The 20,579-nt window shown below is 47.8% G+C and carries 14 protein-coding genes and 5 tRNA genes; 7 read left to right on the top strand and 12 right to left on the bottom strand.

From position 1 onward, the window contains the following. The first annotated feature begins 28 nt into the window (after positions 1 to 28). Genes VV1_RS05215 through VV1_RS05205 form a run of 3 tightly spaced genes read left to right on the top strand, consistent with a single transcriptional unit; the run spans position 29 to position 3,614 of the window. Positions 29 to 1,468, top strand: coding sequence for a hypothetical protein (locus VV1_RS05215; RefSeq protein WP_011079112.1), 1,440 nt, complete (start codon positions 29 to 31; stop codon positions 1,466 to 1,468). Then, positions 1,465 to 2,037 carry a sigma-70 family RNA polymerase sigma factor gene (locus VV1_RS05210; RefSeq protein WP_011079111.1) on the top strand — a complete coding sequence of 191 codons (573 nt, stop codon included), beginning with the start codon at positions 1,465 to 1,467 and terminating at the stop codon, positions 2,035 to 2,037. Before VV1_RS05215 ends, VV1_RS05210 begins: the two co-directional genes overlap by 4 nt. 8 nt (positions 2,038 to 2,045) lie before the next feature. After that, positions 2,046 to 3,614: a hypothetical protein gene (locus VV1_RS05205; protein ID WP_011079110.1), complete on the top strand. Its 1,569-nt coding sequence runs from the start codon at positions 2,046 to 2,048 to the stop codon at positions 3,612 to 3,614. Between the two features lie 21 nt (positions 3,615 to 3,635). Here VV1_RS05205 and VV1_RS05200 read toward each other — a convergent pair whose 3' ends face one another. Then, positions 3,636 to 4,499, bottom strand: coding sequence for a hypothetical protein (locus VV1_RS05200; RefSeq protein WP_011079109.1), 864 nt, complete (start codon positions 4,497 to 4,499; stop codon positions 3,636 to 3,638). A gap of 252 nt (positions 4,500 to 4,751) precedes the next feature. On the opposite strand from VV1_RS05200, the gene VV1_RS05195 reads away from it, so the two are divergent. Further along, positions 4,752 to 7,478 (top strand): hypothetical protein, encoded by a 2,727-nt coding sequence (locus VV1_RS05195; RefSeq protein WP_011079108.1) that lies wholly within the window; start codon positions 4,752 to 4,754, stop codon positions 7,476 to 7,478. 57 nt (positions 7,479 to 7,535) lie between these two features. Here VV1_RS05195 and VV1_RS05190 read toward each other — a convergent pair whose 3' ends face one another. From VV1_RS05190 to VV1_RS05145, 10 genes are all read right to left on the bottom strand, one after another. Next, complete coding sequence (locus tag VV1_RS05190; RefSeq protein WP_011079107.1) at positions 7,536 to 8,480, bottom strand: SPOR domain-containing protein; 945 nt, start codon at positions 8,478 to 8,480, stop codon at positions 7,536 to 7,538. 186 nt (positions 8,481 to 8,666) lie between these two features. Further along, positions 8,667 to 9,605 carry an ABC transporter permease gene (locus VV1_RS05185; RefSeq protein WP_011079106.1) on the bottom strand — a complete coding sequence of 313 codons (939 nt, stop codon included), beginning with the start codon at positions 9,603 to 9,605 and terminating at the stop codon, positions 8,667 to 8,669. Positions 9,606 to 9,607: 2 nt separating this feature from the next. Further along, on the bottom strand, positions 9,608 to 10,585 hold the full coding sequence (locus VV1_RS05180) for an ABC transporter permease (protein ID WP_011079105.1): 978 nt from the start codon (positions 10,583 to 10,585) through the stop codon (positions 9,608 to 9,610). 151 nt (positions 10,586 to 10,736) lie between these two features. Continuing rightward, entirely contained in the window at positions 10,737 to 12,293 is a 1,557-nt protein-coding gene (locus VV1_RS05175) for an ABC transporter substrate-binding protein (protein WP_011079104.1), read from the bottom strand. Between the two features lie 75 nt (positions 12,294 to 12,368). Continuing rightward, positions 12,369 to 14,084, bottom strand: coding sequence for a dipeptide ABC transporter ATP-binding protein (locus VV1_RS05170; protein WP_011079103.1), 1,716 nt, complete (start codon positions 14,082 to 14,084; stop codon positions 12,369 to 12,371). Positions 14,085 to 15,363: 1,279 nt separating this feature from the next. Then, positions 15,364 to 15,440: transfer RNA gene (locus VV1_RS05165), tRNA-Pro, on the bottom strand. 24 nt (positions 15,441 to 15,464) lie between these two features. Next, positions 15,465 to 15,540: transfer RNA gene (locus tag VV1_RS05160), tRNA-His, on the bottom strand. A 74-nt stretch (positions 15,541 to 15,614) separates the two neighbouring features. Then, a tRNA-Pro gene (locus VV1_RS05155) sits at positions 15,615 to 15,691 on the bottom strand. Positions 15,692 to 15,717: 26 nt separating this feature from the next. Next, positions 15,718 to 15,793, bottom strand: a tRNA-His gene (locus tag VV1_RS05150). A 38-nt stretch (positions 15,794 to 15,831) separates the two neighbouring features. Then, positions 15,832 to 15,908 (bottom strand) — tRNA-Arg (locus VV1_RS05145). Positions 15,909 to 16,210: 302 nt separating this feature from the next. On the opposite strand from VV1_RS05145, the gene VV1_RS05140 reads away from it, so the two are divergent. Beyond that, the gene (locus VV1_RS05140) at positions 16,211 to 16,615 is read left to right on the top strand and encodes a c-type cytochrome (RefSeq protein WP_039552050.1); all 405 of its coding nucleotides are present in this window, start codon (positions 16,211 to 16,213) and stop codon (positions 16,613 to 16,615) included. 61 nt (positions 16,616 to 16,676) lie between these two features. On the opposite strand, the gene rep is transcribed toward VV1_RS05140, so the two are convergent. Next, positions 16,677 to 18,695 (bottom strand): DNA helicase Rep, encoded by a 2,019-nt coding sequence (gene rep, locus VV1_RS05135; protein ID WP_011079101.1) that lies wholly within the window; start codon positions 18,693 to 18,695, stop codon positions 16,677 to 16,679. Between the two features lie 167 nt (positions 18,696 to 18,862). Between rep and VV1_RS05130 the strand changes: the two genes are divergently transcribed. Next, positions 18,863 to 19,444 carry a TetR/AcrR family transcriptional regulator gene (locus tag VV1_RS05130; RefSeq protein WP_011079100.1) on the top strand — a complete coding sequence of 194 codons (582 nt, stop codon included), beginning with the start codon at positions 18,863 to 18,865 and terminating at the stop codon, positions 19,442 to 19,444. Positions 19,445 to 19,461: 17 nt separating this feature from the next. Continuing rightward, positions 19,462 to 20,568, top strand: coding sequence for an efflux RND transporter periplasmic adaptor subunit (locus tag VV1_RS05125; protein WP_011079099.1), 1,107 nt, complete (start codon positions 19,462 to 19,464; stop codon positions 20,566 to 20,568). Positions 20,569 to 20,579 lie beyond the last annotated feature (11 nt).

Below are 20,579 nucleotides of genomic sequence, written 5' to 3'. Positions count from 1 at the left end.
ATGCCGATAGGATAAGCGAAGATAGACCATGAAACTGTTACACACTCTCACGCTATGCCTGGGTTTGAGCGCTTTTTACTGCCAAGCCTCCACCCCAAAAACGGGCTATTTCATCGATTCTCCGGTGACGGGGCTGTACTACAAAACCAGTTCAAACCTTTCTGGCACCACTCACAAAGGGGCGTTTCAGTATCATCCCGGCGATGTGGTGAGTTTTTTCTTGGGCAATGATGATAGCGGCTACTTGCTGACCACCTTATCGGGTCAAGAAGTCATCACGCCGACCCTCGCCAGCACGAAACCGAGCCGCAGCATCAATATGACTCGCTTGCTGCTCTCGCTCGACAGCACCCCTGAGAATCGTGATGAAATCGTACTATTGAACAAACTGTTGTCCGATCCCAAATTGCAGCAGCAGTTGCAAGGGCTCGACCTCAATTTTTTTGATTCTTCCACAAACCAACTGGACGTCGAACTGGTTTCCGTCAAAGAAGCGGTTGAACACCTCAACCAAAGCCAGCGTTATATCGAGCAGCATTTCACCTCCGAGGAGGTGATTTTCTCCCCACTCAATGTACGCTTGCGCAATATCATCATTAACAAAAAAGACTGGCAAGGACGTGCTTGCGCCCTCGATTTACGCCATCTTGATCGCCCTGATTATCGTACCCCAGTCGGGGTCATGAGCTTTGAAGTGACCCACGACAGCCTGATTCAGTACCCGAGCGTTGGCGATTATTTCAACGGCTGTTACCTCAACCGACAGCACGCCTATCGAGAAAAAACCGTTGAACCACTGAGCCATTTTGAGCAATGGGAAGGGGTTGTTGGCTGTGCGAGCCAAGGTTGCACGCGTCACGATCTCAACGGTTTCTCACTGGAAGATTTCGATGACGAAGGCGATTGGAAATACCGCTCCGTGGCCCTGAATTTTGACCCTCAAACGCAGCTGCTGATGGGGAAAATGCAAGGTTTGGGACGCAAAGCCCAAGTCGCACACAGCAATAAGGCTGAGTCCCTCTGGTTTACCTACCCAGAAGCAAAAGGCCAACGCATCGCCTATGAAGGGATCTGGAAAGAAACCCAATACCAAGATCAAACCCTCACAGAACGCTGCTTAAACATTGTCGATGGCCGAGTGTGGCTTGGCCCAAGCAATGTGTCGTCATGCCCGCTGGCGGCATCAGCCTATCGCCAAGATGTGACACAAGAGTATAAAGATATGTGGTGGTTACGTAATGCCTCTGGCCACGCACAATTAGAGCAGATGAACGTAATGGTGCGCTGGTTTCCACAACCTTACCCAGCGCAATACACCACATGGGAATACCTCCCTGCCGGACAAAATTGGGATCAGGGCATCTTGTATCGCTATCAACAGCAAGTCTCACCTCAGCGTGATGGCTCTGATCGCATTGATACTTACACCATTTCCGAATTCGTTAAACAACAAGGAGAGCCGTCATGAGTGCACAATCGACTTCTCTTACCCATATCATTCAGCAGTGGCAAGCCGGTGACAAAGAAGCCGAAAGCCAGCTGTATCAATTCGCCTACTTACAACTGCGCAAAATTGCCCAGCAAGAACGCGAGCGCAACGCCGAAAAGTATGGTCTTGAAAACGAAGTGTTGGCAGACAGCGTGAACAGCACCACCGCTTTGATCCACGATGCGTACCTTAAGCTTTCCACCAGCGACATGAGTGAAATCAGCGGCAAGCGCGATTTTTTCCTCATGGCCGCCAAAGTGATGCGCCAAATCTTGATCGACAATGCACGTTCACTGCAAGCACAAAAACGTCAGCAAGTGACACAGCTACCGAGTGAACATCAGGAAAAATTTGAGCAGTTGATCATCATGGACAAAGCACTGGATAACTTCAGTGTTCGCTACCCTCGTCAGTCCAACGCGCTCAAACTGAAGTACTTGATGGGGATGAAAAACCAAGAGATCAGTGAGTTACTCGAATGCAGTGCCAGTTTGATTGAAAAAGACCTCAAGTTCTCACGCAGTTGGCTGCAATCACGAATGGCATAATCCGGATCATGACTCACCGTAAGCCCCTATTCGTCGTCTTCGCCATCACGTTTGTCACTGGAATGTGGTTTTGGCTCTCTTCAAGCCAAGCGACCTCGAGTGTGCTGTCTGAGGCAGAAACCCGCGTAGCAGCGCCACATGCCAAAGCCATTTCGGTTGAAAGCAAGGTACCAAACACGACAACGCCAACCCAAAACGCGAACCTTCACGTTTCGCCTCTCTTCACTCAGGCGGCAGCCATTTTGCCTACGCCACCATCAGAGGAAACTGGGCAAACACCAACGCCAGAGGAAGAGCTCGAAATCGCTCTGCCAAGCAGCGCATCGGGCACCACTGTGATTGTCTCCGACAAAGAACTTGCCAAAGGCGTTGGCGCAAACAGCAAACCTAGGCTCAACGCTGAAGTGGCCAGACAAATCCAGAGTCAGATTTTCGGCTGGGAGCTCGACCAAGGCGCGCCCATTCACTATTCCCTCAACATTGATCAACTGTTTGTGGATGCCGATGACGACTTTCTCACCCTCACCGTACGCATCAATGTGCCGGGGTTAAAAATCCGCAATCTGGGTACCGTGCAGATTTTAGGCACCGCAACCAAAGCCGTTGCTCAACCGCAACTGATGATCGCAGCACGCGATGATCACCACGGCAGCGACGACCAAGCGTGGGTAAAAGCTTATTTTGACCTGCCCGCGATTGGTGAAACAGCCGCACCATTTGACCATCCACTGATTGGTCAAACCTTCTATCGCTTAGAAACCACCCAAACCTTGGCGGGTATTCGTTATCCCTATGAGGTGATTTACTGCCAAGCGTGGAAGCTGATCAATCATCAGGTCTATTTCGCCTCAGCGCGCAATCGTCGCCAATGTCCGAGCGATGAAGAACTTAAATTGATTGGCGAGTTTGAGCAGCAAGACGATAAGCTGATTCTCACCAGCAGTCAGTCCGCCTTTGATGCCAAACAAACCTGGATGACTCGCCAAAGCTACCCATCCAACCTCACGGAAGGGTTGGTAAACCACCTCACCACGGTGCATGACGGCAACCAGTATGAAACTTACACCATGCTCACCGACAAAGCCGCGATGGAGGCAAGGCTCAACGTGGAAACGGGTCGAAAGCTTTATGAGATGACCTTTTTTGACTACCTCTTTATCGACGCTGAGCAAAATTACCTTCCCGCAGAAGTCGGTAACTACATCTACGAGCGTCAAGCCGCGGACCCCACGGTTTATCAGCGCTTTGACTCCGACCTCAACATTCATCGCGTTAGCGGCAGTTTTGATTGCACCACCCTGCTGCCTTACTTTGAGCTCTCCGTCATTGCGGGGCGGGGCGACTACGAAGATGTCATCTCCTACAGCCACAACGAGGATGGCGTCTCCTCGGTCGCCTGTTTTGTCTTTCCATCCGGACCAAACAAGCGCTCTTTGGCCATCAATCATGACTACCGAGATGACAACGATCTGCAACAAGGCGAGATTTACAGCTACATCCTGCGCCCGAAACCGCAATTCGCACACCTGTTGGAGGAGTTGAAAATCAATCTGATTTACCACCACCCGCAATTGTGAAATTGAGCCCAACAAACGGGATTAGAAGTTCCACAACGCTTGTAATCCCGTGTTGAGTGTCCAAGTTTGTGCTTCTGGCAACCAAGCTTGACCTTGCTTCTCCACACCACTTGCTGTGGTATACATCACTCGTTGCGGATCAGACTCGAAGCGTTTCTCGTAACCGAGCATCACAAACCACCCCAAATGCAAACCTGGCATGATCTGATAGCTAAGGGTTGCTTCCGCATTGGTTCTAAAACCGAAGTCGTTAAATTGAATGTCTTCAAAACGTGAGTTTTCAGTGACACTCCAAATCGGCACACCGAAGATCCAACGGCCACTAACACGCCAATCGCTCTCCCCATACAGGTGGCCAGAATCGTAGGCTACGCCTGCATCGAGGAAAATATCCGTCGATTTCTCTTCCCACGTATTGCCTTCGCGAAACACATCATTGACGTAACCATTGTGGTTTTTCAGGCCATAGCGTTTGTAGGTTTGATAGGTCAACGATGTCCCGCCCAACACACGCCAGTTATCTTGCAGTTTGTAATGCAGCAAAATGTTGGTTGCCGCTTTCAAGTATTCAAACTGGTTGGTTTGAATCAGCGTACCGTTTTTATGCCACTCTTCGGTGGCACTCATCGGCGAAAAGGTCGCTAACGCATCAATGGAAAAATCAAAGCGCGTATTGATGTGATAAAGCCCGCCAGTATTCAGCACAGGGCTCACCACACTGGCATCGGAGTCTAAGCCGGGAAACAGCTCTTCATACACCACATTCTCAAAGCCAAGGGTAAAGTAAGAGTAACCATATTTACTCTTATCAAGGGTCGCTTGCGCCCCAGCCGATGCTGAGCCTAAACACGCGCCAATAGTGATTAACCTAGCCCACTGTTTCATCTGTTTCTCCTTAAATTTTGGGCCCAGATGTTAACCCGCACGATCCATTTGCCAACCCCGCTACTGATAAAAAAATTAAAATAAATTTTACGGTTTTTTCGCTGTTTTTCGTGCCTTGAAACTCCCGCTCTAACCGGATAAAAAAGCCCCGAAATTCTCCCTTCTTTCGCATGATTTATAAAAAGATGAAAGAAGACTCTAACGATGTGCGTTATTCAATTTAGTCAGAATAAAGAAGCAAAGGACTCTTAGATGAAAAAGGTTAGTTTACTAGCAGCGTCAGTGGCGATCGCCCTCACCGGTTGTGGCGGTTCAGACAGTGGTTCAGGTTCTAATGGCAACGTCGCACCTGGCGGCATTATCGTGACAGGCTTTGACGGTTACTTTAATCAAGCAGTAGTGTTTCTTGATAAAGACAACAACGGCAAGCTCGATATCGGCAGCGATACGATTTTCGGTCTAACGGATAAAGAAGGCCGTCGAACAATCCCTGCAGGAACACAAGGTGTGCTGGCACTGCAAACGCTCACTCCGGGCGGCACCGTTCAAACTGCTCTAACCCAGTATGACGCCGACACTTATGCGGGCAAATACACCATCGATATGGATCATCCAACTCAAGCGATGGCGCATGAAGTGGTTCTTCGTACCCTGCCGGGTGAAAAAGTCATTTCTCCTCTCACAGACCTTGTTGTCGTTCAAGCAGGCGCAAACCCAACAAAAGAAAAAATTGAAGAAGCCAAAACAGAAGTTAACGAGACGCTTGGCATCACAGGAAATATCGCGTTTACCGATGTTATCGCCGCGAAAAACCATGCATTGCATAAGACTGCTCAGATTCTCACAGAGTCCAAAGTCAATGCAGGCGTTAACTACACAGCTGAAAACGCACTAAAAATTGCTCAAGAAGCAAATAAAATTGTTACTGCACCTGAAAACCAAGATAAGTTAGACCAGCCAAACTTTAAGCCAACCGTTGAAGTTACTCCGTCAGGGGATGTGCAAGTCACCGTCAACAACAAGCTAATAGTGAATAAGAGTGTTGCCGACAACATCAGAGCGCAGTTGAACACACCAAGCACGTCACATAGCTTGGATCTCACTTTAGATCTGGCAGTTGGCCAAGATGCATTGTTCTCTGATAGTGACAACAACAACATTGCACTAGACGTGCAAGTGATCGACCCGATCGACAACCAAGCCGTTAGTGGTCTAATCATCACGGCTAACAATGGTGGCTCACTGACCATCAAAGGTGAACTCACCCCTGTCCGCCAATCCTATATTTTGCAAATCACTGGTACAGATATCGATGCAGAAGCGGCAGTTGTCGGTAAGGTATCTACCCTCTTTACGCTGACAGTTGAAACACCAAACAGCGCGCCAACTATCGTCCCTAAAATCGCCGAAGACCTGCAAGCTTGGATTGGTAGTATCGAACTGACTCAAGGCGTGGCGGTGACGAATGAACAATACCGTATCGACAACCTGTTCGCCGATGCGGATGGTGATGAACTTATCATTGATGCAAGTTCAACCATCAAGGAACTAGAACTGTCGGTCATCGCTGTAGGCGGCACTAAAGAACTGAAAATTGCGGGAACGCCAACGAATACTTACCCCGCCGGTGAAACCATCACCATTAGCGCATTCGATGGTATTGAACGTACTTCAAAGAGCTTTGTGTTAAAGCAGGTGGATGCGAAACCTATCGCAAGTTTTGAAGTGAACACAAACGCCTTAGCAAACCTACAAAGCGAAATCACATCACAGCTTGTTGACCTAAAAGTGAATGAACCGCTGCCAAGCGTGCAGATCAGCATCACACTGGATGATATTTTTAAAGCCGTTAACGCTCATGGTCCTGTTGAGTACTTCGCTGGTATGAAAGGGGAAAATCAAGATCACAATACCAGTGTTGCGGGTATTAAGGTCGCAGTTGACAACATGGGTGTTCTAACCATCTCGGGTACGCCTCTAGAAGCAAGCACCAACGGTGAGTTTTATATTGCTGCTGGGATCTACCCAGATGCGGAAGATGGTGTTATTTCAGAAATGACGCGCATTGCACTTCCTGAAGTCAAAGCAGCTGACACTCCTCCTCCAGTTTCTTTAGGATTTACCAAGCAACACTTTAACAATCAGCAATGGGTTATGGGCAGCTTTGCCGATCGTGATGGAGAAATTGGTTACGCCTCACTACTCAATACCAACGGTACATTTGAATGGTGCTGGGGCGATCAAGAAAGAGAAGGTTATCAAGTCTTCAAATCTAACATCAGTGATTCCAACGGTGCGCCAGATCCTATCAACACACTTAGCGCGCTTAACAAGGTCTCTGGATATTTGGAAAGCACCAATAAAGATTGCTGGCCAGTAACACTCAATAATGACGGCACATTGACAGCGCATCACAGTGATGAGGGAGTTGACACTAACTGGAACTACGAAATGCTGTACCAAAACAGCAACAATGGTCACTATCAAATTATTGTGAAAATCAACAATCAGGAGCTGTTCTGGCTCGATTCGGCATCAACACCACTTGACCAAACCCTAGCAGTGAACACACAAATCGCTGAAGGCAAAGTCGAGTACTACATGTCGGTGGAAGGCGATGGTCAGCATCACCCTGAACTGGATGGCCCGAAACTGAGTTACTCGTACGGCAAACGAGAGTACCAAGCCAATAACCAATATCAAGACAACTCGATTCTGCCAGAAGGCTTTAACACGCCAGGAACATGGCAAAGCGTTAAAGACATGGCCGGCTTGGAAAGAGCAGAGCTAGAAGAAGAACGTGAAGATCAGAAGACGCGTGTTCGATATGTCCATCGTGACTTTGGTGACTTTTACATCGGCATTACATGGAGTAAAGAAGTCAATGGTTATGAATCTCCAGCTCAATACTCGCTCTTCAGCCACAACCAAGAAGCCATGGATAAACTGGTTAAAGCAATGCCTTTAATGACGAATTAGAGACATCATAATGTAAGCCCCGCATCGCGGGGCTTATTTGTTTTTGATTTCATCCAACTACTTCACACACAGCACATTGAGCAATGAAGAGCCTTTTACCTGCGTCACACGGCCATCGGTAAAGAAGCCTTTTTTTCCTCTTCCCCAATAAGGCAACTGCATTGGCCACTGCTGGTTTTCCATCACTTTGGAGTCCAGCAGGGTAAAAAATTCCTCTTCGGTTAACAAACGCATGTGCAGATCACTGCACACCACTTCCGCACTGCTGTAATCCAAGCGATTCCATGCTTGGTTGTGTTCCATATAAAACTGGTGCTCATCATCCATCAAATAAGGCACTGCATAAGTACGACCTTTTAACTCGGCACTTTTACGAATGTCGATGGATGAAGAGTCATCGTTACTACGCTTAGCTGGCGTTGTGGCCAAGGTCGCCTGCGCAGGGGCTGCCATTGGCTTTTTGGCCGCAGCCGGTGCTTTCGGTTGTGCTTTTTGGGCGGTAGGCTTGGTTATCGCCTTCGCCTCTTTGCTGGCTGTTACCGGTTTTACCGCAGAATGTGGCTTAACAAATCGAATAAAGGCCTCTCGGTAATCGCCCAGTTTTTTGACCTGTTTAAGATCTTTGCTGGCTTGGGAAAAAGATTGATACGGGCCAATCAAACAACGATAGGTTTTATTTTCTGGTTTCATCCATACATCGGTGGTGATCTGCTTGTAAAGCGGTTTGGCGTCGGCCAGTGGCATTGGCTGATTTAAAATACCGCATTGAATCCAAAAGAAATCCTCTTTGCCGCTTTTGGGCGCTTTTTTACCCCAAACACCATCACCAATCGGGCAGGCTTTATCTAACATGGGTAATTCGTTGGTGCTTGCCTGTGTGGCTTCACATAGAAAGCCTTCCGCCGCTGCAGGAGTAGCAACACCCAAAAAGCACAATGCCGCCATCAGCCACAATCGTTGAGGTTTGAAGATCGGCAAGCGTGCCGATTTGCTTAGTTCCATAACTTCACTCTACCCGTTTCATCAATGAATTGTTCAGTGACGCTCAGACTGCTGCCTACAACACGTTGTAAGGCCAAAAATTTGCCGCGTCCTGGTGAATAAAAAATGACAAGCAAAAAAAGAGCCGTAATTGGCTTACGACTCTTAGTTTAGGTAGTTTTCCGATTATAAATCAATCAGCTCAGATCACCCTTTGTAGATTTTTGGGTTAAATACGTCACGTAACCAGTCACCCAATAGGTTGATCACTAACACCAGCGTCACCAGCACAATGCCAGGGAAGGCGGTGATCCACCAAGCGCCGGAGAAGATGTAGTTAAAACCAATGCTGATCAATGCGCCCAATGACGGTTGGTCAACGGGCAAACCCAGCCCTAAGAACGAGAGCGCCGCTTCCGACATGATCGCGTTGGCGACTTGCACGGTTGAGATAACCAAAATCGGTGATAAACAGTTCGGCAGAATATGACGGAACATGATGCGCGGTGCTTTAAAGCCCATCACACGTGCCGCTTCAACGTACTCTTTCTTCTTCTCCGCCAATACCGAGGCGCGAATCGTACGTGCGTATTGTGGCCATTCCGCCACACCGATGATCACCACCAGCATCACCACCGCATATTGGCTGTAGAAATCACTGCCGAAACTGGCTTTAAAAATCGCCGAGACAATAATCGCCACCATCATGGTCGAGAAGGAGAGCTGAACATCCGCAAAACGCATCAAGAAGTTGTCAATACGGCCACCAAAGTAACCCGCCGACAGGCCAATCACGATGCCCAAAAACAGCTGCAGCGCCACCGCCAAGAAGCCAATGGTGAGCGACAGACGCGAACCATATAAGATGGTGGAAAGAATATCGCGACCTTGCTCATCGGTGCCCAGCACGAAGTTTTCATCACCACCTTCCATCCAAGATGGCGGCAGCTCCGCGTCCATAATGTCAATCGATGAGAGATCATATGGGTTGCTCGGCGCGATTAACGGCGCGGCAATCGCCAACAGCAAAAACAGCATGAACACTGCGAAGCTGCTCATCGCCACTTTGTCGCGTTTAAAATAGTAAAGAAAATCCGATTCTTTAAAGCGTCCCCATACAGAAGGAGCTTTATTAACGTGTTCCATGATTATGCTCCTTTGCCTGTTAAGTTCACGGTCGGGTTGATTAAACCATACAGCAGGTCAACGATGGTGTTGGTCACCACGAAAATCAGTCCGACAAAAATGACGTAAGCGGTGATCAGTGGGGTATCCACGCGGTTGATCGCCTCAAGGAAAAGGAAGCCTGTTCCCGGCCATTGGAACACGGTTTCAGTCAAAATGGTGTACGCCACCATGGTACCAATCTGCACGCCACCAACGGTTAACACTGGCAGCATGGTATTTTTGAGCGCATGTTGGTAATAAATTTTGTTCAGCGCGAGACCTTTCGCCTTGGCAAATTTGATGTATTCCGAACTCAGCACTTCCAGCATTTCTGAACGCACCAGACGAATAAACAGTGGCAGCATGATCGACGCCAACGCGATACAAGGCAGCACTAAGTGCTTTAAGCCATCAATAGTAAAAAAGCCCGATTCCCAACCGAGTAGGTTATACGTTTCCCCTCGCCCATAGGATGGCAGCCATTGCAGCTCAATCGAGAAGACGTACATCAGCATGATCGCGGTTAAGAAAACGGGGATCGAAATACCGATACTACTGCCTGCCATGACCACTTTGGTAAAGAAACTCTTCGGATGAATCGCGGAATAAACCCCAAGCGGGATCGAAAAGACGATGATTAATACGGTCGCGCCAAACACCAACTCTAGAGTGGCAACGAGTTTATCAAGAATCACATCCACCGCAGGACGTTTAAAAAAGTATGAAGTGCCTAAATCGCCCTGCAATGCAGCGCCGATAAAGCGTGTGTATTTGGTGATAAAGGGATCGTTTAGACCAAGTTCATCTCGCAGCGCTTGGCGCTCTGCTTCTGAAACTGACTGGCCCACTAGCTCACGCAACGGGTCGCCTAGGTTATCCTGAATGGCAAACGCCACTAAACTGATCACAAACATCACTATCAGTGCCTGAAACAGGCGCTTGACCAGAAACGAAAACATTCCTTGCCCCTTTTGCTATCCATGACTATGCCCGTTCGCTATCACGGCCATATAAACTTCAGTCTGAAAACGGCGCTCAACCCGACTGAAACAAAGTTGAGCGCCTAAAATCACTCATCCCACCCAACGCTTGAGTGGGAGAAAGCGAGTGTTACTCTTTAACTACCAAGTCACCAAAGTATGGGAAGTCCATCGCGTTGACGATTGGTTTGATATCCAGCGTAGATTTCGCGCCCCACGCTAGGTTTTGCCAGTGTAGAGGAACGAATGCTGCTTCGTTGTACAGCGTGGTTTCGACTTTCTGTAGCATCGCTGCACGTTTAGCAGGATCGGTTTCTACGTTCGCCGCTTCCACCAACTTGTCCACTTCTGGGTTTGAGTAGTGACCACAGTTGTACTGACCACGGCCCGTTTCTTCGTTACGCGTCATGGTGAGGAACTCAGAGAAGTTCGCCGAATCTTCTGTGTCTGAGTGCCAGCCGATCATCAACATGTCTGCTGCACACTTATCAAACTCAGGCCAGTATTGCGCTTTAGGCATGGTCTTTAGGTCTACCTTGATACCGATTTTCGATAGCATGGCAGACGCCGCTTGAGCCACTTTCGCATCGTTAACGTAACGGTTGTTCGGCGCGATCATCGTCAGCGTAAAGCCTTTCTCATAACCCGCTTCTTTCATCAACTGCTTCGCTTTTTTCAGATCGAAACGAGGAACCAGCTCCGCGTTGTAGCCCGCGTAGCCTTCAGGGCCCTGCTGGCCAGCCGCTGTCGCGAAACCTTTCATGATCTTATCAACGATACCTTGATTGTTGATGGCATGAACGATCGCTTGACGCACGCGCACATCTTTCAGCGCTTCGTTGCTGTTTTGGTTCATTTGGAAAGTGATGATACGCGTACCAGGCAGCGTCACAAGCTCGATGCCCTTCGCATCTTTCACACGTTGGTGATCGTTAGGCGCCACTGGCGCAATCATGTCAACACCACCAGAAAGGAGCGCAGCCACACGAGTCGCGTCTTCTTTGATTGGCACAAGCGTCAGCTTATCTACGTTACCTTTTGACTCTTTGTCCCAGTAATCTTTAAAGCGCTCAAACTCTACTTTCACGCCTTGCTCACGAGAAGTGACGATGAACGGGCCAGTACCAGATACATTGGTCGAAGCAAATGAGTTACCGTGCTTCACCACTTCCGCTTTGTCTTTGCCATCGGCTGTCGTGCCAGAGTAGAACTTGCTGTCCATTGGGAAGATGTAAGTGGCGGTTTGCAGTACCAATGGGTAAGCCCCTTTGGACACCAACTCAACGGTGTAATCGTCCACTTTGACCATTTTTTCATACGGTTCAAAGATCGCTTTAAAGTCTGGAGAATCTTTCAGACGATCGAATGTCCACACGACATCATCTGCCGTCAGTTCGTTACCGGAATGGAACTTCACCCCTTTACGCAGCTGGAAGCGGTAGGTGGTGTCGTTGACACGTTCCCATTTTTCAGCCAAGCGAGGTTCAAAATCCAATTTCTGGGTATAACGAACTAGTGGATCAAACACCATGTGCGACATTTGTAGCGTACCACCAGACAACTGCTCGTGCGGGTCAAGTGACACTGGATCTGCATCATAAGCAACTTTGATGTCTGCCGCAGCAGCACTCAGGCTTAGGCCTGCAGCCATTAAAGCCACGGTCAGTTTGCTTTTCATGGTTTTCATTGCATAACTCCTTATGCGGGAATCCGAATCCCTAGTTGTTGTATTTGCGTCTGTTATTGTGCCAAGCAAGCTTGGTTATGCCGTTTTCACCTCTTCCCTCAAACCAGTGAACTCTGGCATCAAGGAAATCAGGTGCTTACTGTACTCATGCTGTGGAGAGCGGAACAGTTGCTCAGTCGGTGCGACTTCGAGCAGAGTCCCCATCTGCATCACACCGACTCGGTCACACATTTGGCGGATAACCGGAAGGTCATGACTGATAAACAGCATGGTTAAGTTCAGTTCGCTTTGTAGATCTTTGAGCAAATTCAGAATCTGTGCTTGAACCGAGACATCCAGTGCCGAGGTGGGCTCATCACAAATTAAAAGACGTGGACGAGTCGCCAATGCGCGCGCAATCGAAATACGCTGACGCTGGCCACCCGAAAATTCATGTGGATATTTCACCCCAGCCATTCGCCCTAAGCCAACGTGCTCCAAGAGATCGTTCACGATTTGGCGCGTTTCCGCTTCACTGTTGGTCAACTTATGGAAACGAATGGGCTCCGCGATGATATCGAAAATCTTCATGCGCGGGTTCATCGAAGTGTATGGATTTTGGAAGACCATCTGCATTTGGCGACGCAAAGGACGGCGCGCTTTTTCTGAGGTCAATGCGGTAAGGTCAATACCTTCAAACGTCACCTTACCTGAGTTAGGCGCATACAGCCCGGCAATGACTCGTGCAATAGTGGATTTACCCGAACCCGATTCCCCCACCAAGCCAAAGGTTTCCCCTTCATGCACTTGGAAGCTAACGTTATTTGATGCCTGCACATACTCACGACGGCTCTCAAACAGCGAGTCCTTAGTGACGAAACGCAAGTTAACATTTTCCACATTAAGCAGTGGTCCGGTGTATTTTCTCTGATCTTCACTCTGACCCAGCCAGTGATTTTTAATATCAAGAGGCTGCAATTCACTCGCTTCTTCGATGTAGCTGACCAGAGGGAAGCGATCAAGCTTCCTATCCGAACGTGGTACCGCTGAAATCAAGCTGCGCGTATAAGGATGATCTGGGTTGCCCAACACTTTGGCCGTTGGACCAAATTCAACCAAGTCACCTCGGTACATAACAGCAACACGGTCAGTCACGTTCGATACCACGCCCATGTCGTGCGTGACCAACATGCAACCCACGTTATGCTTAATACATAACTCACGGATCAGGTTGAGGATTTGGTCTTGAATCGACACATCGAGTGCCGTGGTGGGTTCATCGGCAATGATCAAATCCGGCTCGCCCGCTAGGGCAATCGCAATGACTACACGCTGACGCATACCGCCAGAAAACTGGTGAGGATACTGCTTTAAGCGGTTTTCAGGTTGAGGGATGCCCACCTGCTTCATTAATGACAATGCGCGCGTGTAAGCCTCTTCGTCAGAGACATTCATATTGGCGTGAATGGTTTCTTTTAACTGCTGTTCAACAGTAAAGAGAGGATTGAGCGAGGTCATGGGATCTTGGAAGATAAAACCAATTTTAGAGCCACGCACTTTGCGCATTGCTTCTGGAGAAAGGCCTGAAATTTTTTCGCCATCAAGGAACACATCACCGCTGGCAATACGACCAGGAGGGCTCAACAAATCGCTCACCGCATTACCTACGGTTGACTTGCCCGCACCCGACTCACCGACGACGCCAACAATTTCGCCTCGTTCAATATTAAACGACAACGATTTCACCGCCGCATGAATACCATGCCGCGATGGATACTCGATACGAAGATTTTTCACTTCTAATAGTGACATTTCAGACCTCTACTGCCTTGTCTGTGGTGCTGAATAATCAAACACGATGATCATTCAACAAACCAATGAATCCCTTCTGATTGCAGAATATTACTCTAAAAATCAGGTCGGAACACAATTTGGCAAAAAACACACAAAAAAGCAACAATTAAAGTTTAACAGCCAGCAATCGGTTAATTTCAAGGCAAAAATATCGAATAAATATTCGTTAATAGATATTTAACAAAAATCAGAACAACATTTTTTGTGTGCCAGTTGGCATTTTTGCTAGAAAGTGTCGCCAAAAAAGGCCAATTATTCATCACAATCTACCGTGAGATTTTTTCATGTGAATATTAACAAATACAAAACAACACTTTATTCCATTTAGAAAAACCAGTTAATACGCTTAGTGTGTAACTAATCATTAAGCATAAAATGCTAAATATGGAATTATAGACACTGGGTATCCGCTGTGTTTTTCCTTCACAACATTAGGAACTCACTGGTGTTTGAAAATCAAAGTGTTAAATGCCAAGAAACTAAAATATAGACACAAAAGAGCCACGCGTTATGAGAAAGGGGAGATTTCCTCTCAGATTGAGAGGTTCATCAGCAACTTCGCTTAGAAAGCCTTAAACGTCTCTTATCAGAGACAAAAGCGAGCGCATCGGCATACCCAGTAAGGCTCGTGGGTTGAGGCAAGAAAATGAGAACCGTAGAGAGAAGAAGATCGCACAGACGCTTTAGTCCACGATGCCAAAACAACGAAAGCCGGTGACAAAAGCAGGCTTTCTACGGTGGGGGTGAAGAGGGATTTAACGCGGCTTGGCTTCCTGACCCCGACCCACTATGCACACAAAATCATCAGCATCTAATACAAGATGTAAAAAAGCCCCACTATTGCTAGTGAGGCTTTAGAATGTGGTCGGTGAAGAGGAATTCGACGCGGCTGGGCTTCCAGACCCCGACCCAGTATGCACACAAAATCATCAGCATCTAATACAAGATGTAAAAAAGCCCCACTATTGCTAGTGAGGCTTTAGAATGTGGTCGATGAAGAGGAATTCGACGCGGCTGGGCTTCCAGACCCCGACCCTGTATGCACACAAAATCATCAGCATTTAATACAAGATGTAAAAAAGCCCCACTATTGCTAGTGAGGCTTTAGAATGTGGTCGGTGAAGAGGGATTCGACGCGGCTGGGCTTCCAGACCCCGACCCAGTATGCACACAAAATCATCAGCATTTAATACAAGATGTAAAAAAGCCCCACTATTGCTAGTGAGGCTTTAGAATGTGGTCGGTGAAGAGGGATTCGAACCCCCGACCCTCTGGTCCCAAACCAGATGCGCTACCAAGCTGCGCTATTCACCGAAATTTTATTCTTTAAACAAAGAATGGGGTGGCTAACGGGATTCGAACCCGCGACAACCGGAATCACAATCCGGGACTCTACCAACTGAGCTATAGCCACCATCAGATTGTCATGTTTACCGCTTATTTAAGCCATAAACCTGAGCCTCGCCTTTAGCAAAACCCAAATAATAGTGGTCGGTGAAGAGGGATTCGAACCCCCGACCCTCTGGTCCCAAACCAGATGCGCTACCAAGCTGCGCTATTCACCGACAAATGTTTCATTCTTAGAAAAGAATGGGGTGGCTAACGGGATTCGAACCCGCGACAACCGGAATCACAATCCGGGACTCTACCAACTGAGCTATAGCCACCATTGTTTTTTCACCGATATCTCCCCCAGGCATCCAAATGGCGCGCCCGAAAGGATTCGAACCTTCGACCTTTGGCTCCGGAGGCCAACGCTCTATCCAGCTGAGCTACGGGCGCATGCCCTATCGGCGGAGTGGAATAATACGTAGTTCACACTATGGCGTCTAGTGTTTTTTTTAGTTTTTTTTCCGTTTGGTCTCTTTTTCGTCAGTTATCTGGCTACAAATGTAAATAACAGATGTGATTCAGCCCCTGTAGCTGATAACTTGTTGTTTATTGCAACAAGTTAACGGGATATAATCACCCATTATTTACATTGATTTAACAGTGATAATTTACCGTTAAATCAAAACAGCACTCTAACTATATAAATGTTTGGTAAGCCAGCTGACTTACCTTGGGAATGTAAAGTGAGTTTAATGGATATGTCTCGACGAATGATTAGCGTTTTATTCGCTGCTTTAACCTTTTCTACGGCAGCTATGGCTACCAGTACTGACCACGATGCCATTGCAGAGCGCATCAAGCCAGTAGGTGATGTTTATCTAGCAGGTAGTGAGCCAGTCAAAGCTGAACCAACCGGACCGCGTGATGGCGCAACAGTTTACGGCACTTTTTGTATTGCTTGTCACTCGTCTGGGGTAAATGGCGCACCAAAAACGGGCAATGCTGCAGATTGGGCTCCTCGTATCGCACAAGGTCATGATGTGTTGAACAAGCACGCGATTGAGGGCTTTAATGCCATGCCTCCTCGCGGTACGTGTATGGACTGTTCTGACGACGAAATCATTGCCGCGATTGATCACATGATCAAAGGTCTATAAAACAAAGTTTCCTAAAGCAAAAGGGCTTGGTTTTCCAAGCCCTTTTCTTATTTGACTAACGCTACTTCTTGTTGAACATGGCACGTAAGTTGGCAATGTGCGCTTGGCCTTTGGCCATTCTTTCTTCCTGTGTCACTGGCTTTTTGGTTTGTTCCCATTCCACATCATCGAAAGGCAACTCGTCTAGGAAGCGACTTTGGCTGGGTTTGATCAACTCCCCATATTGACGACGCTCTTTACACATCACGAAAGTCAGCTCTCGCTGCGCACGCGTAATGCCGACGTACATTAAGCGACGTTCTTCTTCGACGTTATCTTCATCGATACTGGTTTGGTGCGGCAATATCCCTTCTTCAGTCCCGATCAGGTACACATATGGAAATTCCAGACCTTTAGACGCATGCAGTGTCATCAGTTGTACGGCATCACTGTCTTCATCTTCTTCACCACGTTCCATCATGTCACGCAGTGTCAAACGTTGAACCACTTCTTTCAACGTTTTCTCTTCTTGATCGTTATTGTCACCTTCTAAATCTGCGACAATCCAAGAGTAGAGATCAGAGACGTTTTTCATGCGCATTTCTGCGGCTTTCGGGCTGGCAGATGTTTCGTACAACCAATCCTCATAATGAATATCTCGCACCAACGAGCGCACCGCTTCCACGGTATCTCCCCTCTCTGCTTGATCGGCAATCGCCACCAGCCAATGAGTAAAGCGCCGCAAATTATCGAGACCACGTCCGGTCAGATGCTGCTCAAGGCCAAGTTCAAAGCTGGCTTCAAATAAACTTTTGCCACGCATGTTGGCATAGCTGCCTAACTTCTCCAGCGTCACAGGGCCAATTTCACGCTTAGGTGTGTTGACGATGCGCAAAAATGCGTTGTCATCATCCGGATTCACCAACACTCGCAAATACGCCATGATGTCTTTGATCTCCGCGCGCGCAAAGAAAGACGTACCACCAGACAGTCGATAAGGAACGCGGTTTTGCATCAGCGACTTTTCGATGAGACGCGATTGATGGTTACCACGATAGAGGATGGCGTAGTCACGATAGTCGGTGCGATTGAGAAACTTGTGGGCAATGATTTCCCCCGTGACGCGCTCCGCCTCATGCTCATCATTATTGGCCAACAGCACTTTGAGTTTTTCTCCATCGGGAATTTCCGAGAAGAGCGACTTTTCATACACGTGTGGGTTATTGGCAATCAAGATGTTCGCCGCACGCAAAATACGGCTGGTCGAACGGTAGTTTTGCTCCAATTTAATCAGGCGTAAGTTGGGATAATCTTGCCCCAGCAACACTAAGTTTTGCGGTTTCGCCCCACGCCAAGAGTAAATCGATTGGTCATCATCCCCCACCACGGTTAAGCGTCCGCGCTCACCCACCAGCAGTCTCACCAGTTCATATTGACTGGTGTTGGTGTCTTGATACTCATCGACCAGAAGGTAACGGATACGATTTTGCCAGTATTGACGCACCTCATCATGCCCACGAAGGAGTAATACAGGCAGCAAGATAAGATCATCAAAGTCAAGGGCGTTGTACGCTTTCATCTGCTTCTGATACATCTCAAAACAGAAGGCAAACAACTGCTGCTGTTCGCCTTGCGCGCGTGCCACGGCCTGCTCTGGTGAGAGCATGTCGTTTTTCCAATTTGAGATGGTGCTCATTAACTGACGCAGCAAATCTTTATCGCCATCCAGCTGTTTTTCAGTCAGCTCTTTAAGCAGTGCAAGCTGATCTTGATCGTCAAACAAGGAAAAGCCCGACTTCAAACCCAGATGGCGATACTCTCGTTTGATGATGTTCAAACCAAGCGTGTGAAAGGTTGACACCATCAGGCCTTTTGATTCCCCTTTCCCCAGTGTTTGTCCCACACGTTCTTTCATCTCACGTGCGGCTTTATTGGTGAAGGTGACCGCCGCAATATTACGCGCTTTGTAGCCACACTGTTGCACCAAATAGGCAATCTTATTGGTGATCACGCGTGTTTTGCCTGAACCCGCACCCGCAAGCACGAGGCAGGGACCTGATACGTATTTCACGGCTTCGTCTTGTCTTGGATTCAGTTTCATAGCGCTTATCTGTGGTCAAAAATCGAGGCCCATATAATAGTCGTCGAGTGATGAGATTGCCATTGCCTCATTGACAAGATTTTTACTCAATAGCACACATAGCACTTGCCAATATGGCTATTGTTTCCGCTATAATGAATGAACGTTCATTCACTGGTGGATAACCCATGTCATCTGAAGAGCAGAACGACAAGCAACAACAAATCCTGGCTGCGGCAGAGAAGTTGATTGCGGAGTCCGGTTTTCAGGGTCTATCGATGAGTAAATTGGCCAAAGAAGCAGGCGTCGCAGCAGGTACGATTTATCGTTATTTTGACGATAAAGAACACCTGCTGGATGAACTCAGGCTACGTATTACTCAACGAGTTGCCACGGCGATTCAAGCCAACGTAACCCGTGATATGCCTTTGAAACAACAATATCGCACCATGTGGCTAAACACATGGAATTTAGCGGCTTCAAACTTGTCTACTTTGAGCAACCGTATTCAGTACGAATCACTACCTTGCTCGAATAGCCACAAAACCCGCGAGCTAGAAAAGAAAATGTTTCACCAAGTTGCTTTAATGTTCGATATGGGCAAGGAGCAAGGGGTGTTCAAAACGCTGGATAACGAAATTTTGTTTGGTCTAAGTTTGGAGACCAGCGTCAGGCTAGCGAAAAAACACGCATTAGGCTTTTACCAACTGGATGACAAGGCACTTGACGCTGCCATCGACGCCAGCTGGGATGCAATCATTAATCACTAATTGGAGTTCTTAATAGAATGAAAAAGTGGACCTTTTTTATGTTACTTATCGCCATTCTGCTGTTTGGCAGCGTGATAGGTTTCAACCTCTTCAAACAAAAGAAAATTGCCGAATACCTGGCAAATCGTCCTGAGCCAGAATTCCCAGTAACGGTCACAGAAGTGAAACCGGTCGACTGGATACCTGTGATTGAAGCGATCGGTTTTATCGAACCCAACCAAGGTGTGACGATTGCCAATGAAACCAGCGGTGTCATTAAACAGATCCGCTTTGAATCCGGCACACAAGTAAAAGAAGGCCAACCGCTTGTTCTGCTCGACTCTGATGTAGAAAAAGCCAACCTGAAGAGCAGTGAAGCAAAACTGCCAGCGGCAGAAGCGAAGTACAAACGCTATCAAGGCCTCTTCAAAAAAGGCTCGATTTCAAAAGAAGCGTACGATGAAGCTGGAGCCAATTACTACTCGTTAAAAGCCGATATTGAAAGCTTGAAAGCTTCGATTGCACGCCGTGAGATCAAAGCACCATTCTCTGGAGTGATTGGTATTCGTAATGTCTACCTAGGCCAATATCTGCAAGCAGGCTCTGATATCGTACGTTTGGAAGACACCAGCGTGATGCGCTTACGTTTTACCGTGCCGCAAAACGATATTTCTCGCATCAATCTCGGTCAGGAAGTGGATATTTTTGTCGATGCTTATCCGCAAAACCCATTCAAAGGCTCAATCACTGCGATTGAACCAGCTGTCAATATCCAAAGTGGTTTGATTCAAATACAAGCAGATATTCCAAACAGCGACGGAAAACTGCGTAGTGGTATGTTTGCCCGTGCCAACATCATTCTGCCGAAGTTAGAAGACCAAGTCACACTGCCACAAACGGCGATCACATTTACGCTCTACGGTGACAATGTTTACATTCTAACGGAAGAAGACGGCGTGCAGCGCGTGAAACAACATGTGGTGAAAGTGGGTGAACGCACTGGGAATATCGCACACATTCTCGATGGCGTAAAAGTGGGTGATCAGGTGGTGACATCTGGCCAGGTTCGCTTGAGTAACGATGCCAAGGTTCGTGTTGTCGAAAGCGACGCGATTACACCTCCGGCTGAAACCCCTATGCTGTAATTGGAGGCATC

Origin of the sequence: Vibrio vulnificus CMCP6, from assembly GCF_000039765.1 — a bacterium.
GTDB classification, from domain to species: Bacteria; Pseudomonadota; Gammaproteobacteria; order Enterobacterales; family Vibrionaceae; genus Vibrio; species Vibrio vulnificus_B.
This window is presented reverse-complemented; position numbering and strand designations above follow the sequence as displayed.